Source organism: Mesorhizobium sp. M0166 (assembly GCF_040322255.1).
GTDB lineage: Bacteria > Pseudomonadota > Alphaproteobacteria > Rhizobiales > Rhizobiaceae > Mesorhizobium.
Genome location: NZ_JAMYTD010000033.1, coordinates 1 through 18428 on the forward strand (window position 1 = coordinate 1; position 18428 = coordinate 18428).

The window sequence follows — 18428 nt, forward strand, 5'->3', positions numbered from 1 at the left end:
CGCCCGTCGCTTCACCGGCCCAGCAGGGCACAACCCACGCCGGAAACGAACTCAAAACTGGATAGAAACTGGGGGCAACGTCAGCACCCGCCCAACACGCCGTCAAAATAGGAACATATTCCTCGTCGAGTCAATTCGCTCTTGACATTTTTGTTCCCGTTTTGTTCAATTGAACAGAAACGATTGGAGGCATCGCCATGGACCACATCGTGACGCTGGACAGCCGCCAGGAGGCGGCCCTTCAGGCCATCGCCGACAAGTTCATTGCATTGCACAAGGGCGATGCGGTGAAGGCATTGAAGGAGATGATCGTGCTGAATGGACACTTGCATGAACGGCTTGATGAACTCTCGGCTCCGCGTCGGGCAAACATTAGGAGGAACGACAATGGGCATTATTCGCCTCGACGCTGAAGCCAAAGCTGAACTCCATTCTGAAGCGGTCAAGCTCATCGCCCGATACGAAAGCCCCCTTGAGACTGTAAAGGCGCTCATGGCGTATAACTGCGAGCTTGAGACTCAAATTCTGGCCCTCGCTCACCGGCACCCAGGATTGGTAGCGCTGGGTTACGACGACACGCCGCCAATCTTGGGATGAGCCATGGATATCGGAACGGCCGCCATGTCGCACGACGGGTATGGTGATGACGGCGAGTGACTCAGGATATTCGAGCCCGGAGGATTCGCGACAAATATGCCAACCCGGGCCAGCCGGTGACGACAGCTCGCTTGTTTGCGGCATGACGGGGTCAAGTTGACCATGCAGGATCTTATCAGCTTTTTGGAAGCCAACTCCGCGCTGATGCTGGCCAACCCGGCCGCCTTTGCCAGTTTTGCGGTTCTTTTAGGAGGAGGCGGATTTGCGGTCGGCCGCTATTTGTTGACCGAGCGTCTCGCCAATCTGGAAAGCCGCATTGCCAAGCGTGACGAGGAAATCGCTGAGTTAAAAACCGGGAAAGTACAAGATGACGAGCCGTCGATGGTGCCCATAGTCGGCACCGCTGCAATAGGCTCACTCAGTCGAAGCGACCCTGTAGCTCTGGCCATCGGACGAGCCCAATGCATCCGGCCCGGCAACAGCAAATGAAGGACGACGTACCGAAGGCCAGTTGTCCTCTGCAAAAAGGACGGAAAATGATTGTTTACTGCCTTCGACCCACGATAACTGCACCCTTGGCCAATCACGGTCCAGTTGGGCAGCAGAGCGAAGGCCGGATGCCATGCACCGGGTGACACCAATGACACGCCAGTCTGTTACTGAAGATCTCGAACACGCAGCTCAGCGCATAGGCGACATCTCCCGCGCGGATTTGCAGATCCTCCTGCGTCGCGCTGCTTTGATGCTTCGAAACGTCGGTGGTGTGCCGCTGGAGCCCGCGACCGCAGATGCACTCGATTCCGTAGCAGCCGAGATGAAAATCGGCAGGCCAGACCTTATTCAGATCATTTTGCGAGAATGGCTGGAAACCAATGCCTATTTGCCGGTTCGGACGATCGATGAGGAAAGCGAGACGGACGGGAGCGCGTAACTACCCTCAGCTAGGCTGCGGAACTCATAAAAGCGAAGCGACGGTCTGATGACCGCCAAGGTCATGCTCGACAAGAATGCGCCACTGGCACTTTCATCGGTATAAACGGGCTTTGGCGCCAACGGCCCGGTGGAGAAACTCTACAAACGGTTCAATATGCCGCAAAGCCGGTACCACATATCGACCGGCAGTCTGTATGCCCATTTCAGGAACACCGGCTCGATGATTCCCAGCACGCTCGAAGCACAACGCGAGCCTGCATCGCAGCACACACCCCCGACGACTTCAGGCCATGGCTGCGGCCCCCGTCGGCTATCTGGTGGACGAAACCCTATGGCATTCTGGTCCGACGGAACGCCATTGGGCGGCCTCAAGCACTGTCGCCCCAGTTCCCCAACAACTAACGGCACCGGCATGGCATTGAAGGAGAAGACGGTTCGGTAGGCGCCGCCTTGTCCGGTCGTTCCGGCTATCAGCCCTGCCTTGGGTGGGGCGAGGCTGGCTTCTCTGCGGCGGCACGCGAAAGCGTCCGGGGAAGGCCTCGGCTCATTTGGTTTTGGTTTCTCCGTTTTTGAGGATTTGAGGAACGGTTCAGCTTGAGGACTGCGGCATGTAACCTGCGGCAATTCTCATGGACATTTGGATCGGCTATGTGTATCTATACACAACATGAAGAGCGCCGATGTCATTCACAGGCTGTTGGCGGATGGCTGGTACGAAGTGGCTCGAAAAGGAAGTCAGGCCCAGTTCAAGCACAATGCCAAGCCGGGCCGAGTAACAGTACCGCACCCCAAGCGCGACATCCCGATCGGCACTCTCAAGAGCATCGAAAAACAATCCGGCGTGAAGCTGAGGTAGAGAAATGCGCAATTACATCGGACTGATCCACAAGGAACCGGACAGCGACTTCGGCGTCTCCTTTCCTGATTTTCCGGGGCTGGTCACAGCCGGCTTCAGCCTGGACGACGCCCGCGCCATGGCCGAGGAAGCACTGGCCTTTCATGTCGAGGGCTTGGTCGAGGACGGCGAGGCCATTCCCGAACCGTCGTCCCTCGAGGACGTGATGTCGGACAAGGACAATCTGAGCGGAGTCGCCATTCTAGTTCCCTTGAAGGCCGAAGCGGCGAAGGTCGTGCGTGTCAATGTCACCATTCCCGAAGATGTCCTCGACCAGATCGACCAATATGCGGTGCGCCACGGCTACAGCCGATCGGGATTTCTGACCGCTGCGGCAAAAAAGGTGATGCAGATCGAGGCAGCGTAACGCTGCGAAAGTCGACTTGGGATGAGGCTCTGTGGTCTTGTTCGGTTACGTTTCTTTCCAAACCGGAGTTGTCAGACAAAAACAACCATGTCTCATTTCGTGAGGCACGGTGCCTATGTTCCGCCGCAAATGCCACCGTACTTGGCAAAATCGGCCTGCGTATTAGTTCATAGGCTTCAAGGGAGTTCCAGACGATGACCATGTCCAAAGCGATTGCCGCCATGCTCGTAACCGCCGCGCTGGCGGGCTGCGCGCAGACCGAAGCACAGCAGAGAACCAGCACCGGTGCGCTGCTCGGCGCCGGCGCCGGCGCGCTTGCCGGCCAGGCGATCGGCGGCAACACCAAGAGCACGGTCATCGGTGCCGGAGCCGGCGCCTTGCTGGGCGCCGTCGTCGGCAACGCCACCACCCCGCAACCCCGCAGCGAACAGCTTTGCCGCTATCAGGACCGCACGAGCGGCCGCATCTACACCGCCCCCTGCGACGACCGGTACTACAACGGCGATTATTGACCGTTAACGCTTCTCCACGTCACTATTACGGGACAACGCCCCAACATTGGGGTGAGGGCAGTGCAGTTCTGAAATGCTCGCACCGCCCTCACCTGCCTGTCGGCAAATCTCTCTCTGGTCGAGGCTGTCGATCGGCGCCTCGTCGAGCACGGCGAGCGCCATGTTGGCGATGTCGAGCGGGGTGATGGCCATGGCTCAGGCCTCCGGCTGTGTGGTTGGTCGGGGAAAACGGGGCATGGTGCCTCCACGGCAAAAAGCCGCTTCAAGGCGGCTGCGGATTTCTTGTGATTTTTGGCCTGGGCGGAACGTTGCACGTCTCGTGCATGCGCCGTCACGACGCCAACCGCCCGTCAGGAAATGGCGCGGCAGACGCTTCGTAAGCCGTCTTTTTCCCATTCGAGCAAGGAAGACGGCAATGTTTGGGCTATTGCAGTTTCACAACACCGCCGCGCAACGCGGCGATGTCTTGCCTGGATAGGGTCAGCCGATGCGTGCGCTGGTCGAGATCCCTGTTTGGGCTGACTTGGCAAAGGCGGTTGGTTTCATCTTTCCGGCACCTCCCGCCATAGCCAAGCCCTTGTCCAGGGCATCCCGAAGGCTTGGCGTGTAGTAGGCGGTGTCTTCCAGACCGCTGAAGAAGTTTACGCGATGAACCTCCCCTTTCTTGCTCATGACGATGCCCGCTTTTCGGAGCACTTCCTGAACTGTTTTGTACTTCATATTCATAGTTACCTCCCTTGCCGAGGCAGGCAGCATCGTCCTTTCCTGTAACTGTTTGGTGCCGTCGATTGGCCAAAGGGCAACATGAATGTCGTAGCGAACGCCAAAATTCACATCACTCCGGCGCAGCGCAGCGGGTGAACTTGGGATTCGCCACAGTAGCCGACCTGGCGTCCCGAAAGGGCGCGGCGTCCGACGATCGCCCCTCGCCCGATCATGCCCGGTGGTCTTCAGCGCGATGAACGCCATGTGCTTGAGGCTCGACACGTGCGGTCTCATTTTGCCGCCAGTGCCAGTTCGGCATCGGTGGCGAATTCGCCGAGCCCAACGATTGGGACGCGCGGTTCAGCGAAGTGCTGGTGGCGGCGCTCGCCATCAAGATGGCCCATCCCTTGACCCACAAGGCCCGCATGATTGACGTCGCCCGCAGCCCCAATAACAGGGGGCTGGTGCAGCTCGAACCCGTCTGGCGGCTGGTCATGGGCCGGGCTTGACCGCCTCGAGCGCCGGGCTCCGCCCAAAGCGCTGCACGACGAAACGGCCCATCTTCTGGCCGGGCACTTCGATCAGCGTGTAGGTGATCCAGGACAGCAGGCAGACCACCGGCAAGACGACGGCAACAACAATCGCAAAGCGCACCGGCGCCGACAATTCGTTGCCGAACTGGGTGATGACCAGAGCCGCCACCGGCTGGAGAACCAGCAGATGGATCAGATAGATGCTGAAGGAAAGCTCACCCATCAAATGAAAGAACCTGTTGGCGAGCGTCATGGCGATCTTTCTGGCCACGATGCCCATCATTCCCGGCAGCATCCGGTAGAGAACCAGGGCAAAGAAACCCACGACGAGCGCTTCGCGCATCAAAAACTTGCCAAGCCCGTAGCCGCCGCCGAAGGGCAGCGCGGCCAGAGCCATGGCCAATGCCAGATGCACGAAAGGCCGCTTGTGCCTTTGATGGACGACGCCCGCCAGCAGCATCCCGCACAGGAAAATCTGCATCTTCAGCGGCAGGAACGACGGCATCGGAAAATGCACCGATAATTGTCCCATCAAGAACACGATCGCGCTGCCGATCGCGGCGACAAGGATGGCGCTCCATATCCAGTCAAGCCTGCGCACCAGCAGCATGACCGCCGGGAATAGTGCGTAGAACTGCATCTCCAGCCCCAGGCTCCAGTCCGGCAGCGGTGTGCGATAGGCGAAATTCGGCACCAGGCCGAACAGGAACAGCAGATGGGCGCCGATATTCTTCAGGCCGCTGTCGAGATAACGCTCGGGCGCCTGCGGCGACCGCAGCAGGAACTCGTCGATGACCATCCTGGATTGGTAGAGATAAGGGCCAAGCGCCAGGGCAGCGAACAGCATGACGTAGAACAGCGGCGCTATCCTGAAATAGCGGCGGGTCCAGAACTTCAGCCAGGTTTCCGGCCTTTGCCAGGGCTCCTTGTCCTGGCGCAGCTGGTAATGGAACACCATTAGGAAGCCGGACAGCATGATGAACAGATCGACGCCGAGATCCGGTTCGCCGAGGATGGGAATCTGCCAGCCGGTCAACAGCAGGCAGTGCCCGATCAGCACCCAGATCGCGGCGAGCGCCCGAAGCCCGTCAAGGCACTCGATGCGCGATGCTTCCGTCATGCCGAACTTTTCGATGGCCATGTTGCAATGCAGCATGGCGGCTGACGGAGGAATGTCAACCGTGCGGAGGGAACACGATTTGCGCTTGGTTGTTACGGAAAACATGCAAGCCCATGATTTGCGTGTGGGGTTGGCTGCCATCATCTAACATTGGCGATTAGGCTCGGTTACAGAACGAGTTAATCCGAGCTGCTCTTGAACGACGTGCCGCGCCTAAGCATCGATCGGACGTGAGCTGGATGCTGGATGCCAATTGCCCTGCTGGAAGGCAATCGTCCCGGTCAGCATTTGATCCGCATCAATGATCAATTCCCTGTCTGCTTTCAGCGGGTAGCTGGAGCGGCAGGAAAGCAGCAGAACCTTGTCGATGGCGAGGGCCACGGAACAGGCCGCCTCGTACTCGCCATGTGGTTGATCGCCCCTGTGCTTGTGGCCGGTGGCCTTGTCCTCGGCTTTGGCCTTCTGGCAGAAGAAGTTATTGAGGTAGACACGAGCGGTTTCGATCGGGCCGTGCTCATGGCGTTTCGCAACGCCGATGATCCAACCAACCCTATTGGTCCGCCTTGGCTGGAGGAAATGGGACGGCGCGACGTTACGTCTCTCGGCAGCTTTGCGTTCCTCGTGTCGGTCACCGCAGTGGGCTATCTAGTGATTACGGGAAAGCGGAGTTACGCCGTGCTGGTCGCGGCCGCCGTGGCTGGCGGAGAGGCCATCAGCACGCTACTGAAGATCGCCTTCGATCGCCCGAGGCCCGATGTCATACACACGACAAGGGTCTTTACAGCGAGCTTTCCGAGCGGGCACGCCATGCTTTCCGCCGTCAGTTTCCTGACCCTTGGAGCGTTGCTGGCCACAAGGCGAACCCCGATCCCCGCGTCAAAGCGTATTTCGTTTCGCTTGCGGTGTTTCTGACGGTTATGGTCGGATTGAGCCGGGTCTATCTCGGCGTCCACTACCCCACCGACGTTCTTGCAGGTTGGTGTGTCGGCTCCGCTTGGGCCATTCTGTGCTGGTCTGCGGTCCGGCGCATTGAACAGGGCCGAGGCTGATAATCCGTCGCTATGCTGGCTTGTGCCGCCGCATTATGCCCCATTCGTGCCAGATCAGCACCATGACGACCGCATCGAAGACGGTCAGTACGAGCAGGCCCGGTGAATGGGTGTAGGAATAGCGGTAGACTTGGTAGACCATGAATGCGCCGAGCGCGACGAGGGAGGCCGGATACGCCCACAGCTTGCCTCGCAAAAGGCCTATAACCAAGAGCAGCTTTATCAGGCCGTGGCTGAGCAGGTAGAAGGCGTAGAACTCCTTGCTGGCGATCGAAAAATGGCTTGCCATCTGCGACAGATAGCCAGCTATGAAATCGTTCGGATCTTCGATCAACTCCTCTTGGGTGAAAGCATTGACCCACGAGGCAATGGTGTCTGTGGTAGCGAGATAAAGCAGGACACCGCCAAGGCATTCGATCAGGGCGTGCGCACCCTTGAGCCAGACGCTGACTTCAAAAATCTGATGAATCCGGCGTTCGTCGACTGCTTTCACAATTCACCTCGCGATCGACAATAACGGAAGCAACAAAGAATGGATGCAAGTCTCACTCACTGGATCAACGCTGCAGCTGGGCTTCACCCGGTTCTGGATAAAGCAATGACTGGCGCCTCACAAATCGGCGTTCCGCTCATGGTGTTGGCTGTGGTTGTGCAATGGTGGGCGAAGGCCGACCGCTACCATGTTCGTCACGCGGCCTTGTCGGCCGGTCTGGCGTTCTTGCTCGGTCTAGCGATCAACCAGTTCATTCTTCTGTTCGTGCACCGGATACGGCCCTACGATGCCGGCGTGACGCATCTGTTAATTGCGCCGAGCACAGATTGGTCATTCCCCTCCGATCACGGGACTGCGAGCGTTGCAATCGTTGCGGCCTTTGCGATGCAAGCTCTGCCTCGGCGGGCGCTGGCATTCATGATCATGGCATTCCTGATTTGCTGGTCGAGAATTTATATCGGCACCCACTATGTCACCGACGTGATCGGGGGCGCCATCACGGGCGTCTTAGGTGCCGTTGTGGTGCGATTGGCTTACCGCGAGAACTCCCGGCTGGACAATCTGGTGACAAGAATTCTCTAGCTCCTTATGTGCCAACAATGGTGAGAATGATGACCGGCGTCGTGGTGCCGCGGCCTCGCAGCCGCCGCAGCACCTCGATGCCGTCGAGATGCGGCAACGCCAGGTCGAGGATCACCAAGGCGTAGTCCTGGCTTGCTAGGGCGGCATCGGCATCATCGCCGCGAAAGACGCAATCGATCACGTAATTGTCGCGCCGCAGCAGGCGCGCCAGCCATGTCGACAATTCGCGATTGTCTTCCGCAAGTAAGATACGCATTTAATCCGTCTCAGCGCACGATAGCCACATCGCGAAAGAGTGCTTACATCATGGTCCGGCAAAAATGCTTTGGCCAATGTTGGGAGATGGGTTTTCCGCGGACCGCCGTCCCGCTTAGTGCCCTTCCCGGTAAATGACCATTCGATGTCGTAAATTCCGCTCTGCATTGCGCGATGTGCCAAAAATTTAGTCGGTGCTCTTATGTCCAGCTGATAGCGGTTAGCGTGGGCGAATGACAGCAGACTTATGCATTGATCAATAGAGCGTGAAAAACGTGAGCAGAAAGCCGCCGGCCCTGAAATACTCGATCGTCTCGATCGCGGGGAAGATGGCGAGGAAATAAAGCCCGTCATAAAATGTCCGCCTCAGCGCACCTGTTGAAAACTGCCGCTCGGGCTGGTCGGCAAACAGCAGCGGGTTCGGCCAGAAGCGCGGCGTCCGCTCTGCATACGCCGTGTAGGCGGGGCCGAACTTTCCGAGCAGGAATTCGGCCTCCTTGCGCGCCGTCACCCGGAAAACGATGAAACTGGCTAGGCCCAATGCCAAGGCTGCGACGATGGATCCATACATCAACCCGAGGCCCACCGCGCCGATCGTCGAGAAGAAATACAGCGGGTTCTGCGTCATGGAAAACGGCCCCGCGGAAATCAACTCTTCGTTCTTTTTGCCGCCGACATAGAGAATGCTCCACAGACGGCCACCGACGCAGACGAGGATGAGTACGCAGCCGAGCAGTTCGATGAACTCGTGCTCGCTCGACCCTTCGCGCAGGAACGGCTTGGCAAACAACAGCAGCGCTATGGCCAGGACTGCCACCACCTGGACAACGATCAGACGCTTGTGCTGGTCGAATGCCTTCGGTGACGGCTTGAGAGAGGCGTAGGTCATTGGTTTCCCCCAGCTCTGGCAAGTCTATGGATGGGCCGAAATGTCGTTGCGCGTAACCAACTACCCTTTCCGCCGGCTGATGGCGAGGCAATCAACAGGGTTTCCTCTTATTCTTACAAAATTGTAAGCCACCGGACAGATGCCGGCGAACTCGCCTCCCTATGGTCCCTGCTCCCGGTCGAGTTGCCGGAGCTTGACCGACATTGCCGGAAAGACCGGCGCCACACAGGAAAATGTTATATGAACAAACTGGTTCTCGCCCTCGCGCTCGGTGCAGTTGCCATCGCCAGTCCGATGTCATCAGCCTCCGCAGGACCAGCGCCTTGCGAAGGAACGCTCAAGACCCTGCGCGCCGCAGAGGCTGAAGCGAAACTTGGCGATACGGACAAGACCAAGGTTTCCGAGCTGGAGACCAAGGGCATCGAGCGCTGCAATGCCGACGACGACAAGCGCGCCGACGACTTCTTCGCTCAGGCAATGAAAATCTTGGGCAAGTAGTCCACCCTACGTCTCATCAAACGACAGGATACAGCAATGTTCTCGCCAGCCGCCCAACGTGTCGCGCCTGCTGTTAACCGGGTTCCGGATGTCACTGTCGATTTCTGGCTGATCAAGCTGTTGGCGGTGACCATGGGCGAGACGGCGGCCGACTATCTGGCCGTCAATCTCGGTCTTGGCCTGACCGTCACCTCGCTGATCATGACCGCCATCCTAGTTGTCGCGCTTGTCCTGCAATTCGCGCAGAAACGCTACGTGCCCTGGGCCTACTGGCTGGCGGTAGTGTTGATAAGCGTGGTCGGCACGCTGGTCACCGACAATCTCGTCGACAATTTCGGCGTGCGCCTAGAAACAACCACGATTTGCTTCACCATCGTGCTCGCCGCGACCTTCGCTGTCTGGTTTGCCAGCGAAAGGACACTGTCGATCCATACGATTGTCACGACGAAACGCGAGGTCTTCTATTGGTTGGCGATCCTCTTCACCTTCTCGCTAGGCACTGCGGCGGGCGACCTGGTAGCCGAGAGCTTCGATATGGGCTACCTCACCACGGGCCTGTTGTTTGCCGGCGTCATCGCGCTCATCGCATTTGCCTATTACGTGCTGAAGCTGGGCGGCATCCTCGCCTTCTGGCTCGCGTATATCCTGACGCGACCGCTTGGCGCCTCGTTCGGCGACCTGCTCTCGCAACCCTTCGAATATGGCGGCCTAGGTTTCGGCACCACCTTGACCAGCATGCTCTTCCTTTGCTGCATCGTCACCCTTGTTCTCTATATGAGCCTGAAGAAGCATGCCCACGAGGCTGACAAGATCCTGCTCGAATCCGATTAGGAATCGAGCATCTGCACGCCCGTCGCACGCGGCGAGAACGCGGCAATACGTCAACGGATTCCTGCCTGGGTCGCATCGGCAGCTACAGCGCTCACCTCATGGACAGAAAATGAACTCCAAGAGATCCGGCTACAGCAGCCTTCAGATTAGCCTGCATTGGACGATAGCGGCGCTTGTCCTGTTCCAACTCCTGTTCGGGGAAAGCATGACAACATACGTCGATGCGGCAGCGGACGGACGGCAACTGTCGTCCTACGAGCAGACCATGGAATCCGCCCATTACTGGGTCGGCCTGGCGCTTCTGTTGCTGGTGTTCGTGCGACTGGCCGTGCGCCTCTTCATCGGTGCGCCCAAGCCGCAATCGACAATGCCGAAATGGATCGCTTTCGCCTCACGCGCAACGCATGCGCTGTTCTACGGCCTTCTCGTCGCTGTTCCTGTTTCCGGGCTTCTGGCCTTTCATGTCTGGGGCTGGATAGGCGATATCCATGCCTGGGCAAAGCCGGTGTTCATGGTCCTCATCTGCATTCATGCCGGTGCGGCACTCTTCCATCATTTTATTCTGAAAGACGCCGTGCTGCGCAAGATGCTTGTCCCCGCACGCGATGCGGCCAGATGACCTTCGAACCAAATTCGAAGGCATCAAGCCGTGACGGAAAGGCAGCCAATGACAAGTTCGCAATCAAAGCCTGGGTGACAGCTTCGATTTCCGTGATTGCCTTCCCAGTTGGATTGCGCCCTGGGGGCGTCCCACCTTAATGACAATTTTCACGCAATCGTTGCCGGTGAAGCCATCGATCGGCCCGGCCGTCGGTGGACGAGATGAGGGCCTACCACGACGAGTACCACATCGCCACGATCATCAATCTGCGCGGTAAAGCGCCTGGTCGGTCATGATCTGACGCAGCGGTGCCGGCGGCGAAGGATCTCGGCATCAGGCATATCGAGTCGGCTCGCAGGGACCTGGCGCAGCACCAGTCGCTCGCCTTGATTGCACTGATGAAGTCGGCCCGAAACCTGTCCTCATCCATTGCCAGGCCGGCTCCGATAGCAGGCGGACTGGCGGCGCTCTATTTGGCCGCGATAGCAACGGCCGGCGAGGAAAATCCGCGGCGCGGCTTTCTATCCGGTGCGGCCATATCGCCATTCCGGTTCTGAGGACCTATGAAATGGATCAGACTTTCGAAGCCAGGAACTCGCTGCTGGGGTTTTTCGGCTGATGATCCTATATTCCAGGAATAGGTATTCTAGGAGCGGGCAGCTGCCGGCGCTAGCATGCACCGCGGACAAAGCCTCGGCAACAGACCGGAACAGAGATGCGACTTCTCCTTGTTGAGGATGACCCACGGACTGCCGAATACGTAGTCAAGGGACTGAGCGAAGCCGGGCATGTTTGCGATCTGCTGCCCAATGGCCATGACGCGCTGTTTGCCGCGACACGCGACGCCTATGACGTGATCATCGCGGATCGGATGATCCCCGGTCTGGACGGCCTGTCGATGATCAAGGCGGTGCGTGCCGCCGGGGTTCGAACGCCGGCGATCTTTTTGACCTCGGTCGGTGGCGTCGACGACCGGGTCGAGGGCCTCGAGGCCGGCGGCGACGACTACCTCGTCAAGCCATTCGCCTTTTCCGAGTTGCTCGCCCGCGTCAACGCCCTTGGCCGCCGGCCGGCGGCACACGAACAGAAGACCGCCTTGCGCGTCGCCGATCTTGAAATGGATCTGCTCTTGCACCGGGTCACTAGGCAGGGTCAGGCGATCGACCTGCAACCGCGGGAATTCAGGCTGCTCGAAGTGCTGATGCGTGGCGAAGGCCGCGTCATCACCCGGACCATGTTGCTGGAGCGCGTCTGGGATTTCCATTTCGATCCCAAGACCAGCGTCGTCGAGACCCATATCAGCAGGCTGAGAACCAAGATCGACAAGCCGTTCGAAACGCAGCTTATCCATACTGTCCGCAACACCGGCTACAGCCTGCATGCGCCGGTTTAATCTGCTACGCAGTACGCCTTTTCGGCTTGCCCTGACCTTCGCCTTCTTATTCGTGCTTGCCTTTATCCTGTCGGGCGCCATCGTTTATCAGCTGATGAGCGCCGACCTTGCCGAGCGGCTCGATGATTCCATCAAGGAGACCTATTCGGTGGTGGCGGCGACTTATGCCGAAAGCGATCTGGAGGATCTGGTTGCGACGGTCGACAGCCATGCCGCGCTCTCAGCCAAGAAAGAGCAGCTGTTCTCGCTGACCGGTCCGGCCGGCAATCATCTTGCCGGCAACTTTACCGCGGGGGACCTTCCCGACGGCTTCTCGATGTTTGACGCCACTATGCCCGGCGTGCCGGCCGGCACCGTCTACCGGGCCTGGTCCGGTTCGGTTGGCGGAAACAATCTGACGGTCGCCTTCAACCTGTCCGAGACCGATGAGTTGGAAACCATCGTGCTGATGAGCTTTGGCTGGGGAACCCTCATCATCACCGGTCTGGCAGTGGCCGGCGGCGCCTTGCTGGCATCCCGTGTCCAGCGCCGCCTCGACGGTATCGCTGCCACCATGGTCGACGTGTCGCATGGGCGGCTTGACGCCCGCATTCCCCTGGTTGGCAACGGCGACGATATCGACGGGGTTTCCGCCCAGGTCAACGCCGCGCTCGACCGGCTGTCGGCCCTGGTCGAAGGCATGAAGCAGGTCAGCGCCAACATCGCGCATGATTTGAAGACGCCGCTGAACCGCCTGCAGATGATTTTGGAAGCCGCCGCCGACAAGACCGCTCTGGGCGAGGAGGTTTCCGATGATTTGGCGGACGCGCGGGCGGAAGGGCTCCAGATCAATGAGACGTTCGATGCCTTGCTGCGCATCGCCCAGATCGAGGCTGGAGCGCGCAAGGCGCGCTTCATCGATCTGGACGTCAATGGCGTAGTCGAGAGCATTGCCGAAATCTATGCGGACGTTGCTGAGGATGACGGAAAGTCGCTGACGGCAAAAATCCTTCAAGGCACACAATGCCAGATCCACGGCGATCGGGAATTGTTGACGCAGATGTTCGCCAATCTGGTGGAGAACGCCTTGCGGCATTGCCCGGCAGGCACGGCGATCGAATTGTCAGTGATCCCTAGGGATGACCGCATTCTTGTAAAAGTCGGCGATGACGGCCCGGGGATTCCAACCGAGGAGCGCGAAAAAGTGTTCCAACGGCTCTACCGGCTGGACAACAGCCGCACGACGCCCGGCAGCGGCCTTGGGCTTAGCCTGGTGCGCGCCATTGCCGATCTGCACGGCGCATCCATTACCCTCGAAGACCGCCATCCCGGCCTCGCGGTGGTGGTCAGTTTCCCCCGCTGCTAAATCGTCGGCTGGCTAGGCACCGCCCTCCAAGCTTACCAATCCGTATGAACCAGGCGACATGCCTGTAAGCTTGACGCGCGATAGTGAGTGAATTCGCCGTTCAGCTCGAAAGGCCGCTCAAATGATGTCCGCTCATCGAAAAATCAGCCGGATTCTGCCGATCCTTACCGTTGCGGCATGTCTGGGCGCTGCCGGCGCGCTCGTTCCAGATTTCGGAAATCTGCCGGCGTTGGCGGCCGAGAAAGTCGTCCCCGCGGAAAAGAACCCTCCCGGCGATATTCCCGATACGCAAGTCTTCATCGACTATGCCTCACCGCAAGGGTTCACCATGAAGGTGCCGGAGGGGTGGGCGCGCACGGACAATGCCGACGGCGCAAGCTTCGTCGACAAGCTCGACGGCGTCGTTGTTTCCGCGGCAAAGGCGGACGCCGCACCGACCGTCGAAAGCGCCAAGGCGGATTATGTTCCGAAGCTCCAATCCACCGGTCGAGCCGTCCGGGTGACGGCGGTCAAGCAGGTCAAGCTGGCGGCGGGCCCGGCAATCCGCATTGTCTATACGTCCAACTCCGAACCAAATGCGGTGACCAACAAGCAGGTCCGCCTGGAGAACGAGCGGTACCTCTATTTCAAGGACGGCAAGCTGATCACGCTCGAACTCTACGCGCCAAAGGGCGCGGACAATGTCGACCAGTGGCAGTTGATGTCCAACTCGTTCCGGTGGAAATGAAATGCACGCGCTGGACGCGCATGAACTCTATCGGTTCTTCCACATCGGCGACGACGAGACAGCCGCATTGCGTGGCATCAGCATCCATGTGTCGGCTGGCGAGATCGTCGCCCTGACGGGACCGTCCGGCAGCGGCAAATCCACCTTGTTGTTCTGCGTGACCGGGCTGGACGAGCCGGATGGTGGCCATGTCGAGGTGGCCGGCCTGCGCCTGACCCGGCGACCGGAGGCCGAGCGTGCACGCGTTCGCGCCGCCAATTTCGGCATCCTGCTGCAGTCCGGCAACCTGTTTGGCCACCTGAGCGTCGAACAGAACCTGCGTTTGCAGATGCTTCTGGCGGGAAAGCTGGACCAGAAGCGAATTGGCGCCTTGCTGGAAAGCGTCGGCCTCTCGCATCGCGCGCAGGCATTTCCAACCGAGCTCTCGGGCGGCGAGACGGCGCGCGCGGGCCTTGCTGTGGCGCTGGCCGCGGACCCGCCGATCCTGGTTGCCGACGAGCCGACCGCGGAGGTCGACCGTGACACCGAATCCGGGCTGATCGGGCAGTTCGAGGCGAGACGCGAAGCCGGACTGGCGACGCTGCTCGCAACCCACAGCAAGGCGCTGGCGCAAAGAGCCGACCGGATCATCAGGTTGAAAGACGGGAGGATCGACAGTGAGTGAGACGCTCGTTGTCGGCAAAGGCCTTGGCCGGGACTTTCATGATGGAAACGCCGGCCGGATCACGGTGCTGCTCGACGTCGACTGCGAGATCGCGACAGGCGCGCGCATTGCCCTGGTCGGGCCTTCCGGCAGCGGCAAGACAACGCTGCTGCATATTCTTGGCGGGCTGGACAGACCGACGGCCGGCACCATCGAATGGCCGGGGCTTGGTCCGTTCGAGGAACTGCGGCCGCGTCTGATCGGATTTGTGTTCCAGTCGCCCAGCCTGTTCCCAGCGCTCACCGCAGCTCAGAATGTCGCCTTGCCCATGATCCTGGCCGGCAAAGGCGCCGCCGCGGACGAAACCGCGGCAGCACTGCTGGAATCGTTTGGCCTCGGCGAGCTTGGCGACAAACTGCCAGAGGAATTGTCCGGTGGGCAGTCGCAACGAATAGCCATGGCGCGCGCTTTAGCCATAGGGCCAAAACTCGTGCTTGCCGACGAGCCGACCGGGCAGCTCGACAGCATCACGGCGCAGTTCTTCTTCGACGCAGTGCTGGATCGCCTGAACGGGACAGACATAGCCTTGGTTGTGGCAACGCATGACGAAGCCGTGGCCGCCCGGATGGCGACACGGTGGACGATGGACCACGGCCGGCTGATCGCAGGTCGGCCGAGAAACAAGGCGGCATGATGCTCCTCTTGTGGGTTCGCGGCGTTCTCGCCCGCCGTTTCCTGCGCGTCGCCGGTGCCATGGCAGGCGTCGCGCTGACCGTGGCGCTTCTCGCGGCGATGGCGCTTTTTCTCGCCAACGCCAGCACCTCGATGACGGAGCGCGCCATATCGGCCGTGCCGATCGACTGGCAGGTTCAGGTGATTTCCGGTGCCGATCCTGACCTGATCGGCAAGGCGCTGGCCGACGCGCCGGTCAAGGCCGTTCATCAGCTCCGCTATGCGGATGTTGCCGGGTTCGAATCGCAGACCGGCGGCACGACGCAGACCACCGGATCGGGCCAGGTCATTGCTTTCGACAATGGCTATTCGAAAACCTTTCCGGCGGAAGTCCGGCCGCTTTCCGGCGCCATCGACGGCGTGCTCATTGCCCAGCAGGCGGCGGCCAATCTTCATGTCGGGCCGGGCGATACAGTCTCGATCAAGCGGATCGGCCTGCCGCCGGCAGAGGTCAAGGTCGCCGGCGTGATCGATCTTCCCGACGCGGATTCGCTGTTCCAGGCGGTCGGCCTGCCGCCCCAGGCTGCTCCGCAGGCGCCGCCCGACAACGTGCTCGTGCTGCCACAGCAAGATTGGCAGCAACTCTTCGACCCGCAGCAGAAAATGCGGCCCGACACCGCCCGGCTGCAATGGCACGTGCGGCTCGCCCATGAGGCGCTGCCGCCGGACCCGGTCAGCGCCTATACCTTTGTCACCGGCGCGCATAGGAATCTTGAGGAACGGGTCGTCGGTCAGGCTCTGGTCGCCGACAATCTCGGCTCCCGTCTCGGGGCGGTTCGGGAGGATGCGCTTTATGCGTCCGTCCTGTTCCTGTTTCTCGGCCTGCCCGGCATCGCGCTGGCCATTGCCCTCACCTTTGCGGTCACTTCGTCCGGTGCGGTGCGCCGGCGCACGGAGCAGGCGCTGCTTCGCGTCCGCGGCGCGACGACGAGAACAATCCTGTCCCTGTCCGCTGCCGAGGCCGCAATCGCCGCAGTCGGCGGAACCGCGCTCGGCATCGCCGCGGCGTTGCTCTTCGGCCGCATCGCTCCAGGCCTGCACGTGACGGCGAGCATGAGCGGTCCGACATTGCTTCTTGTAGCCTTGTTCGGGTTGCTTGTCGGTTTCATCGCCTTTCTGTTTCCCGCCTGGCGTGACGCGCGCTGGGCGACTGTCAGTGCCGCGCGGCGTACCGTCAGCAGGGCGTGGACGCCGCTTTGGCGGCGCCTGTGGCTCGACATCATTTTGCTCGCGGCCGCAGGGCTTTTCTTGTCGCAGTCGGCGAGCACCGGATACCAGATCGTTCTTGCGCCCGAAGGCGTCGCCGCGATCTCCGTGGACTACAAGGCGTTCATCGCGCCGGCGCTGTTCTGGCTGGGCATGGCGCTGCTGACCGTGCGGCTGTCGGGCGCCATTATCGCGCGCAACGGCAGGGGTCTTCGAGCGATCATTGCGCCGGTCGCCGGGCCTCTTGCGGCTGTCGTGTCAGCCGCGTTGTCGCGGCAATCGGGGCGCCTGACCATCGGCATCGCGATGACAGCGCTGGCCATCTCCTTCGCCACGTCGACCGCGATCTTCAACACCACCTACAATGCCCAGGCACGCATCGATGCCGAACTGACCAACGGGTCCGACGTCACCGTCTTCGGCACATCGGACAGACCGGCCGGACCGTATCTGGCGGCGCTGGCGGCGCTGCCCGAGGCGGCCGCGGCAGAACCCATGCAGCATCGTTTCGCCTATGTCGGCGCCGACCTGCAGGATCTCTACGGCATCGACCCATGGCGTATCGAACGGGCAACGAAGCTTTCCGACGCCTATTTCAGCGGCGCCGGCGCGGCCGGCATGCTCGACCAGCTCGCCGCCACGCCCGACGGTGTCCTGGTCTCGGAAGAGACCGTGCAGGACTTCCAGCTTCAGCAAGGCGATACGATCAATCTGCGGCTCATCGATGCAAGGGATCACCAGTACCATCCCGTCGCCTTCAAGTTCATCGGCGTCGCGCGCGAATTTCCGACAGCACCGAAGGACTCCTTCCTCGTTGCGAACGCCGCCTACGTGGCCCGCATGACCGGGTCGGATACATCCGAGTACGTCCTGATGCGGGCCAAGGCCGATCCTGCAGCACTGGCGCGGCAGGCTTCTTCGGCACTCACCTTCGATCCGTCGCTGAAGGTCGCCGACATTGGCCAGGCTGCCCATCTCATCGGCTCGAGCCTGACCGCGGTCGATCTTGGCGGACTGACGACGATCGAACTGGCGTTTTCCGTCGTCATGGCCGCGGCCGCCGGCGGGCTGATGCTGGCGCTGGGCTTCGTCGAGCGCCGCCGGCCCTTCGCGATACTGAGCGCCATCGGCGCCAAGCCTCGGCAATTGGCGACCTTTCTGTGGAGCGAAGGCCTCCTGATCCTCGTCGGTGGTTTCGCATTCGGGCTTCTGTCGGGCTTGCTGACGGGGTGGATGCTGGTGAAGCTGTTGACCGGCGTGTTCGACCCCCCGCCGGAGAGGCTCTCGGTTCCCTGGGCTTATCTGGGGGTCGTGCTCGGCCTTGTCGCCGCTTCGGTCGTCGCCGCGATCCGGTCGGCCAGGCCCTCGTCCGGACAGGACGCTGAGCACCTGCGGGATCTATGACAATCCGCGCCGGACTTACCCATTTGTAAAGTCCCGGCCATCTTACCGAAAACTCTGCCGCATAGGCTCGATCCCATCTTCTCTCGCTGAGGGAAATGATCCGGCAAGCCCTACCGCT

General features: G+C 60.5%; 26 protein-coding genes. 20 read left to right on the forward strand and 6 right to left on the reverse strand.

Translation table 11 applies throughout. From position 1 onward, the window contains the following. Positions 1-197: 197 nt before the first annotated feature. The 7 genes from NKJ46_RS26275 to NKJ46_RS26305 all read left to right on the forward strand — a co-directional run bounded on the left by NKJ46_RS26275 (position 198) and on the right by NKJ46_RS26305 (position 3304). Positions 198-413: a hypothetical protein gene (locus NKJ46_RS26275; protein ID WP_352493294.1), complete on the forward strand. Its 216-nt coding sequence runs from the start codon at positions 198-200 to the stop codon at positions 411-413. Continuing rightward, on the forward strand, positions 388-597 hold the full coding sequence (locus NKJ46_RS26280) for a hypothetical protein (RefSeq protein ID WP_352566596.1): 210 nt from the start codon (positions 388-390) through the stop codon (positions 595-597). The genes NKJ46_RS26275 and NKJ46_RS26280 overlap by 26 nt, the downstream gene beginning before the upstream one ends. A gap of 162 nt (positions 598-759) precedes the next feature. Beyond that, positions 760-1086 (forward strand): hypothetical protein, encoded by a 327-nt coding sequence (locus NKJ46_RS26285; protein ID WP_352566594.1) that lies wholly within the window; start codon positions 760-762, stop codon positions 1084-1086. 151 nt (positions 1087-1237) lie between these two features. Continuing rightward, positions 1238-1528 (forward strand): hypothetical protein, encoded by a 291-nt coding sequence (locus NKJ46_RS26290; RefSeq protein WP_352566592.1) that lies wholly within the window; start codon positions 1238-1240, stop codon positions 1526-1528. A 669-nt stretch (positions 1529-2197) separates the two neighbouring features. Beyond that, the gene (locus NKJ46_RS26295) at positions 2198-2386 is read left to right on the forward strand and encodes a type II toxin-antitoxin system HicA family toxin (RefSeq protein WP_352566590.1); all 189 of its coding nucleotides are present in this window, start codon (positions 2198-2200) and stop codon (positions 2384-2386) included. 4 nt (positions 2387-2390) lie between these two features. After that, the gene (locus tag NKJ46_RS26300; RefSeq protein WP_352493300.1) at positions 2391-2792 is read left to right on the forward strand and encodes a type II toxin-antitoxin system HicB family antitoxin; all 402 of its coding nucleotides are present in this window, start codon (positions 2391-2393) and stop codon (positions 2790-2792) included. A 194-nt stretch (positions 2793-2986) separates the two neighbouring features. Next, complete coding sequence (locus NKJ46_RS26305; protein WP_352566588.1) at positions 2987-3304, forward strand: YMGG-like glycine zipper-containing protein; 318 nt, start codon at positions 2987-2989, stop codon at positions 3302-3304. Between the two features lie 3 nt (positions 3305-3307). Here NKJ46_RS26305 and NKJ46_RS26310 read toward each other — a convergent pair whose 3' ends face one another. From NKJ46_RS26310 to NKJ46_RS26320, 3 genes are all read right to left on the reverse strand, one after another. Continuing rightward, the gene (locus NKJ46_RS26310) at positions 3308-3496 is read right to left on the reverse strand and encodes a hypothetical protein (protein WP_352668747.1); all 189 of its coding nucleotides are present in this window, start codon (positions 3494-3496) and stop codon (positions 3308-3310) included. A 288-nt stretch (positions 3497-3784) separates the two neighbouring features. Continuing rightward, on the reverse strand, positions 3785-4291 hold the full coding sequence (locus NKJ46_RS26315) for a hypothetical protein (protein ID WP_352492871.1): 507 nt from the start codon (positions 4289-4291) through the stop codon (positions 3785-3787). A 210-nt stretch (positions 4292-4501) separates the two neighbouring features. Continuing rightward, a complete protein-coding gene (locus tag NKJ46_RS26320) occupies positions 4502-5683 on the reverse strand; it encodes an acyltransferase family protein (RefSeq protein ID WP_352668748.1) in 1182 nt (393 codons plus the stop codon). A gap of 225 nt (positions 5684-5908) precedes the next feature. On the opposite strand from NKJ46_RS26320, the gene NKJ46_RS26325 reads away from it, so the two are divergent. After that, a complete protein-coding gene (locus tag NKJ46_RS26325; RefSeq protein WP_352566584.1) occupies positions 5909-6574 on the forward strand; it encodes a phosphatase PAP2 family protein in 666 nt (221 codons plus the stop codon). A gap of 5 nt (positions 6575-6579) precedes the next feature. Next, on the forward strand, positions 6580-6711 hold the full coding sequence (locus tag NKJ46_RS26330; RefSeq protein WP_352566582.1) for a phosphatase PAP2 family protein: 132 nt from the start codon (positions 6580-6582) through the stop codon (positions 6709-6711). A gap of 10 nt (positions 6712-6721) precedes the next feature. Here the strand turns inward: NKJ46_RS26330 and NKJ46_RS26335 are convergent, their stop codons facing one another. Next, on the reverse strand, positions 6722-7204 hold the full coding sequence (locus NKJ46_RS26335) for a DUF2127 domain-containing protein (protein ID WP_352566580.1): 483 nt from the start codon (positions 7202-7204) through the stop codon (positions 6722-6724). 39 nt (positions 7205-7243) lie between these two features. Here NKJ46_RS26335 and NKJ46_RS26340 point away from each other — a divergent pair, with 39 nt between their 5' ends. Continuing rightward, on the forward strand, positions 7244-7786 hold the full coding sequence (locus NKJ46_RS26340) for a phosphatase PAP2 family protein (RefSeq protein ID WP_352566578.1): 543 nt from the start codon (positions 7244-7246) through the stop codon (positions 7784-7786). 4 nt (positions 7787-7790) lie between these two features. Here the strand turns inward: NKJ46_RS26340 and NKJ46_RS26345 are convergent, their stop codons facing one another. Next, entirely contained in the window at positions 7791-8042 is a 252-nt protein-coding gene (locus tag NKJ46_RS26345; RefSeq protein ID WP_352566576.1) for a response regulator, read from the reverse strand. Between the two features lie 255 nt (positions 8043-8297). After that, complete coding sequence (locus tag NKJ46_RS26350; protein ID WP_352668750.1) at positions 8298-8930, reverse strand: methyltransferase family protein; 633 nt, start codon at positions 8928-8930, stop codon at positions 8298-8300. Positions 8931-9170: 240 nt separating this feature from the next. On the opposite strand from NKJ46_RS26350, the gene NKJ46_RS26355 reads away from it, so the two are divergent. The 10 genes from NKJ46_RS26355 to NKJ46_RS26400 all read left to right on the forward strand — a co-directional run bounded on the left by NKJ46_RS26355 (position 9171) and on the right by NKJ46_RS26400 (position 18310). Further along, positions 9171-9428: a hypothetical protein gene (locus tag NKJ46_RS26355; RefSeq protein WP_352566575.1), complete on the forward strand. Its 258-nt coding sequence runs from the start codon at positions 9171-9173 to the stop codon at positions 9426-9428. Positions 9429-9464: 36 nt separating this feature from the next. Further along, a complete protein-coding gene (locus NKJ46_RS26360; RefSeq protein ID WP_352492885.1) occupies positions 9465-10259 on the forward strand; it encodes a COG4705 family protein in 795 nt (264 codons plus the stop codon). 109 nt (positions 10260-10368) lie between these two features. After that, positions 10369-10878: a cytochrome b gene (locus NKJ46_RS26365; RefSeq protein ID WP_352668753.1), complete on the forward strand. Its 510-nt coding sequence runs from the start codon at positions 10369-10371 to the stop codon at positions 10876-10878. Positions 10879-11168: 290 nt separating this feature from the next. Continuing rightward, positions 11169-11417, forward strand: a complete 249-nt coding sequence (locus NKJ46_RS26370) for a hypothetical protein (RefSeq protein ID WP_352668756.1) — start codon at positions 11169-11171, stop codon at positions 11415-11417. A gap of 158 nt (positions 11418-11575) precedes the next feature. Then, entirely contained in the window at positions 11576-12253 is a 678-nt protein-coding gene (locus tag NKJ46_RS26375; RefSeq protein WP_352492887.1) for a winged helix-turn-helix domain-containing protein, read from the forward strand. Further along, positions 12240-13598, forward strand: coding sequence for a sensor histidine kinase (locus NKJ46_RS26380; protein ID WP_352566573.1), 1359 nt, complete (start codon positions 12240-12242; stop codon positions 13596-13598). Before NKJ46_RS26375 ends, NKJ46_RS26380 begins: the two co-directional genes overlap by 14 nt. A gap of 121 nt (positions 13599-13719) precedes the next feature. Next, complete coding sequence (locus NKJ46_RS26385) at positions 13720-14325, forward strand: hypothetical protein (RefSeq protein WP_352566571.1); 606 nt, start codon at positions 13720-13722, stop codon at positions 14323-14325. A gap of 1 nt (position 14326) precedes the next feature. After that, positions 14327-14989, forward strand: a complete 663-nt coding sequence (locus NKJ46_RS26390) for an ABC transporter ATP-binding protein (RefSeq protein WP_352566570.1) — start codon at positions 14327-14329, stop codon at positions 14987-14989. Further along, positions 14982-15662, forward strand: a complete 681-nt coding sequence (locus tag NKJ46_RS26395) for an ABC transporter ATP-binding protein (protein WP_352566568.1) — start codon at positions 14982-14984, stop codon at positions 15660-15662. The genes NKJ46_RS26390 and NKJ46_RS26395 overlap by 8 nt, the downstream gene beginning before the upstream one ends. Beyond that, on the forward strand, positions 15659-18310 hold the full coding sequence (locus tag NKJ46_RS26400) for an FtsX-like permease family protein (protein ID WP_352668759.1): 2652 nt from the start codon (positions 15659-15661) through the stop codon (positions 18308-18310). Before NKJ46_RS26395 ends, NKJ46_RS26400 begins: the two co-directional genes overlap by 4 nt. Positions 18311-18428: the final 118 nt, after the last annotated feature.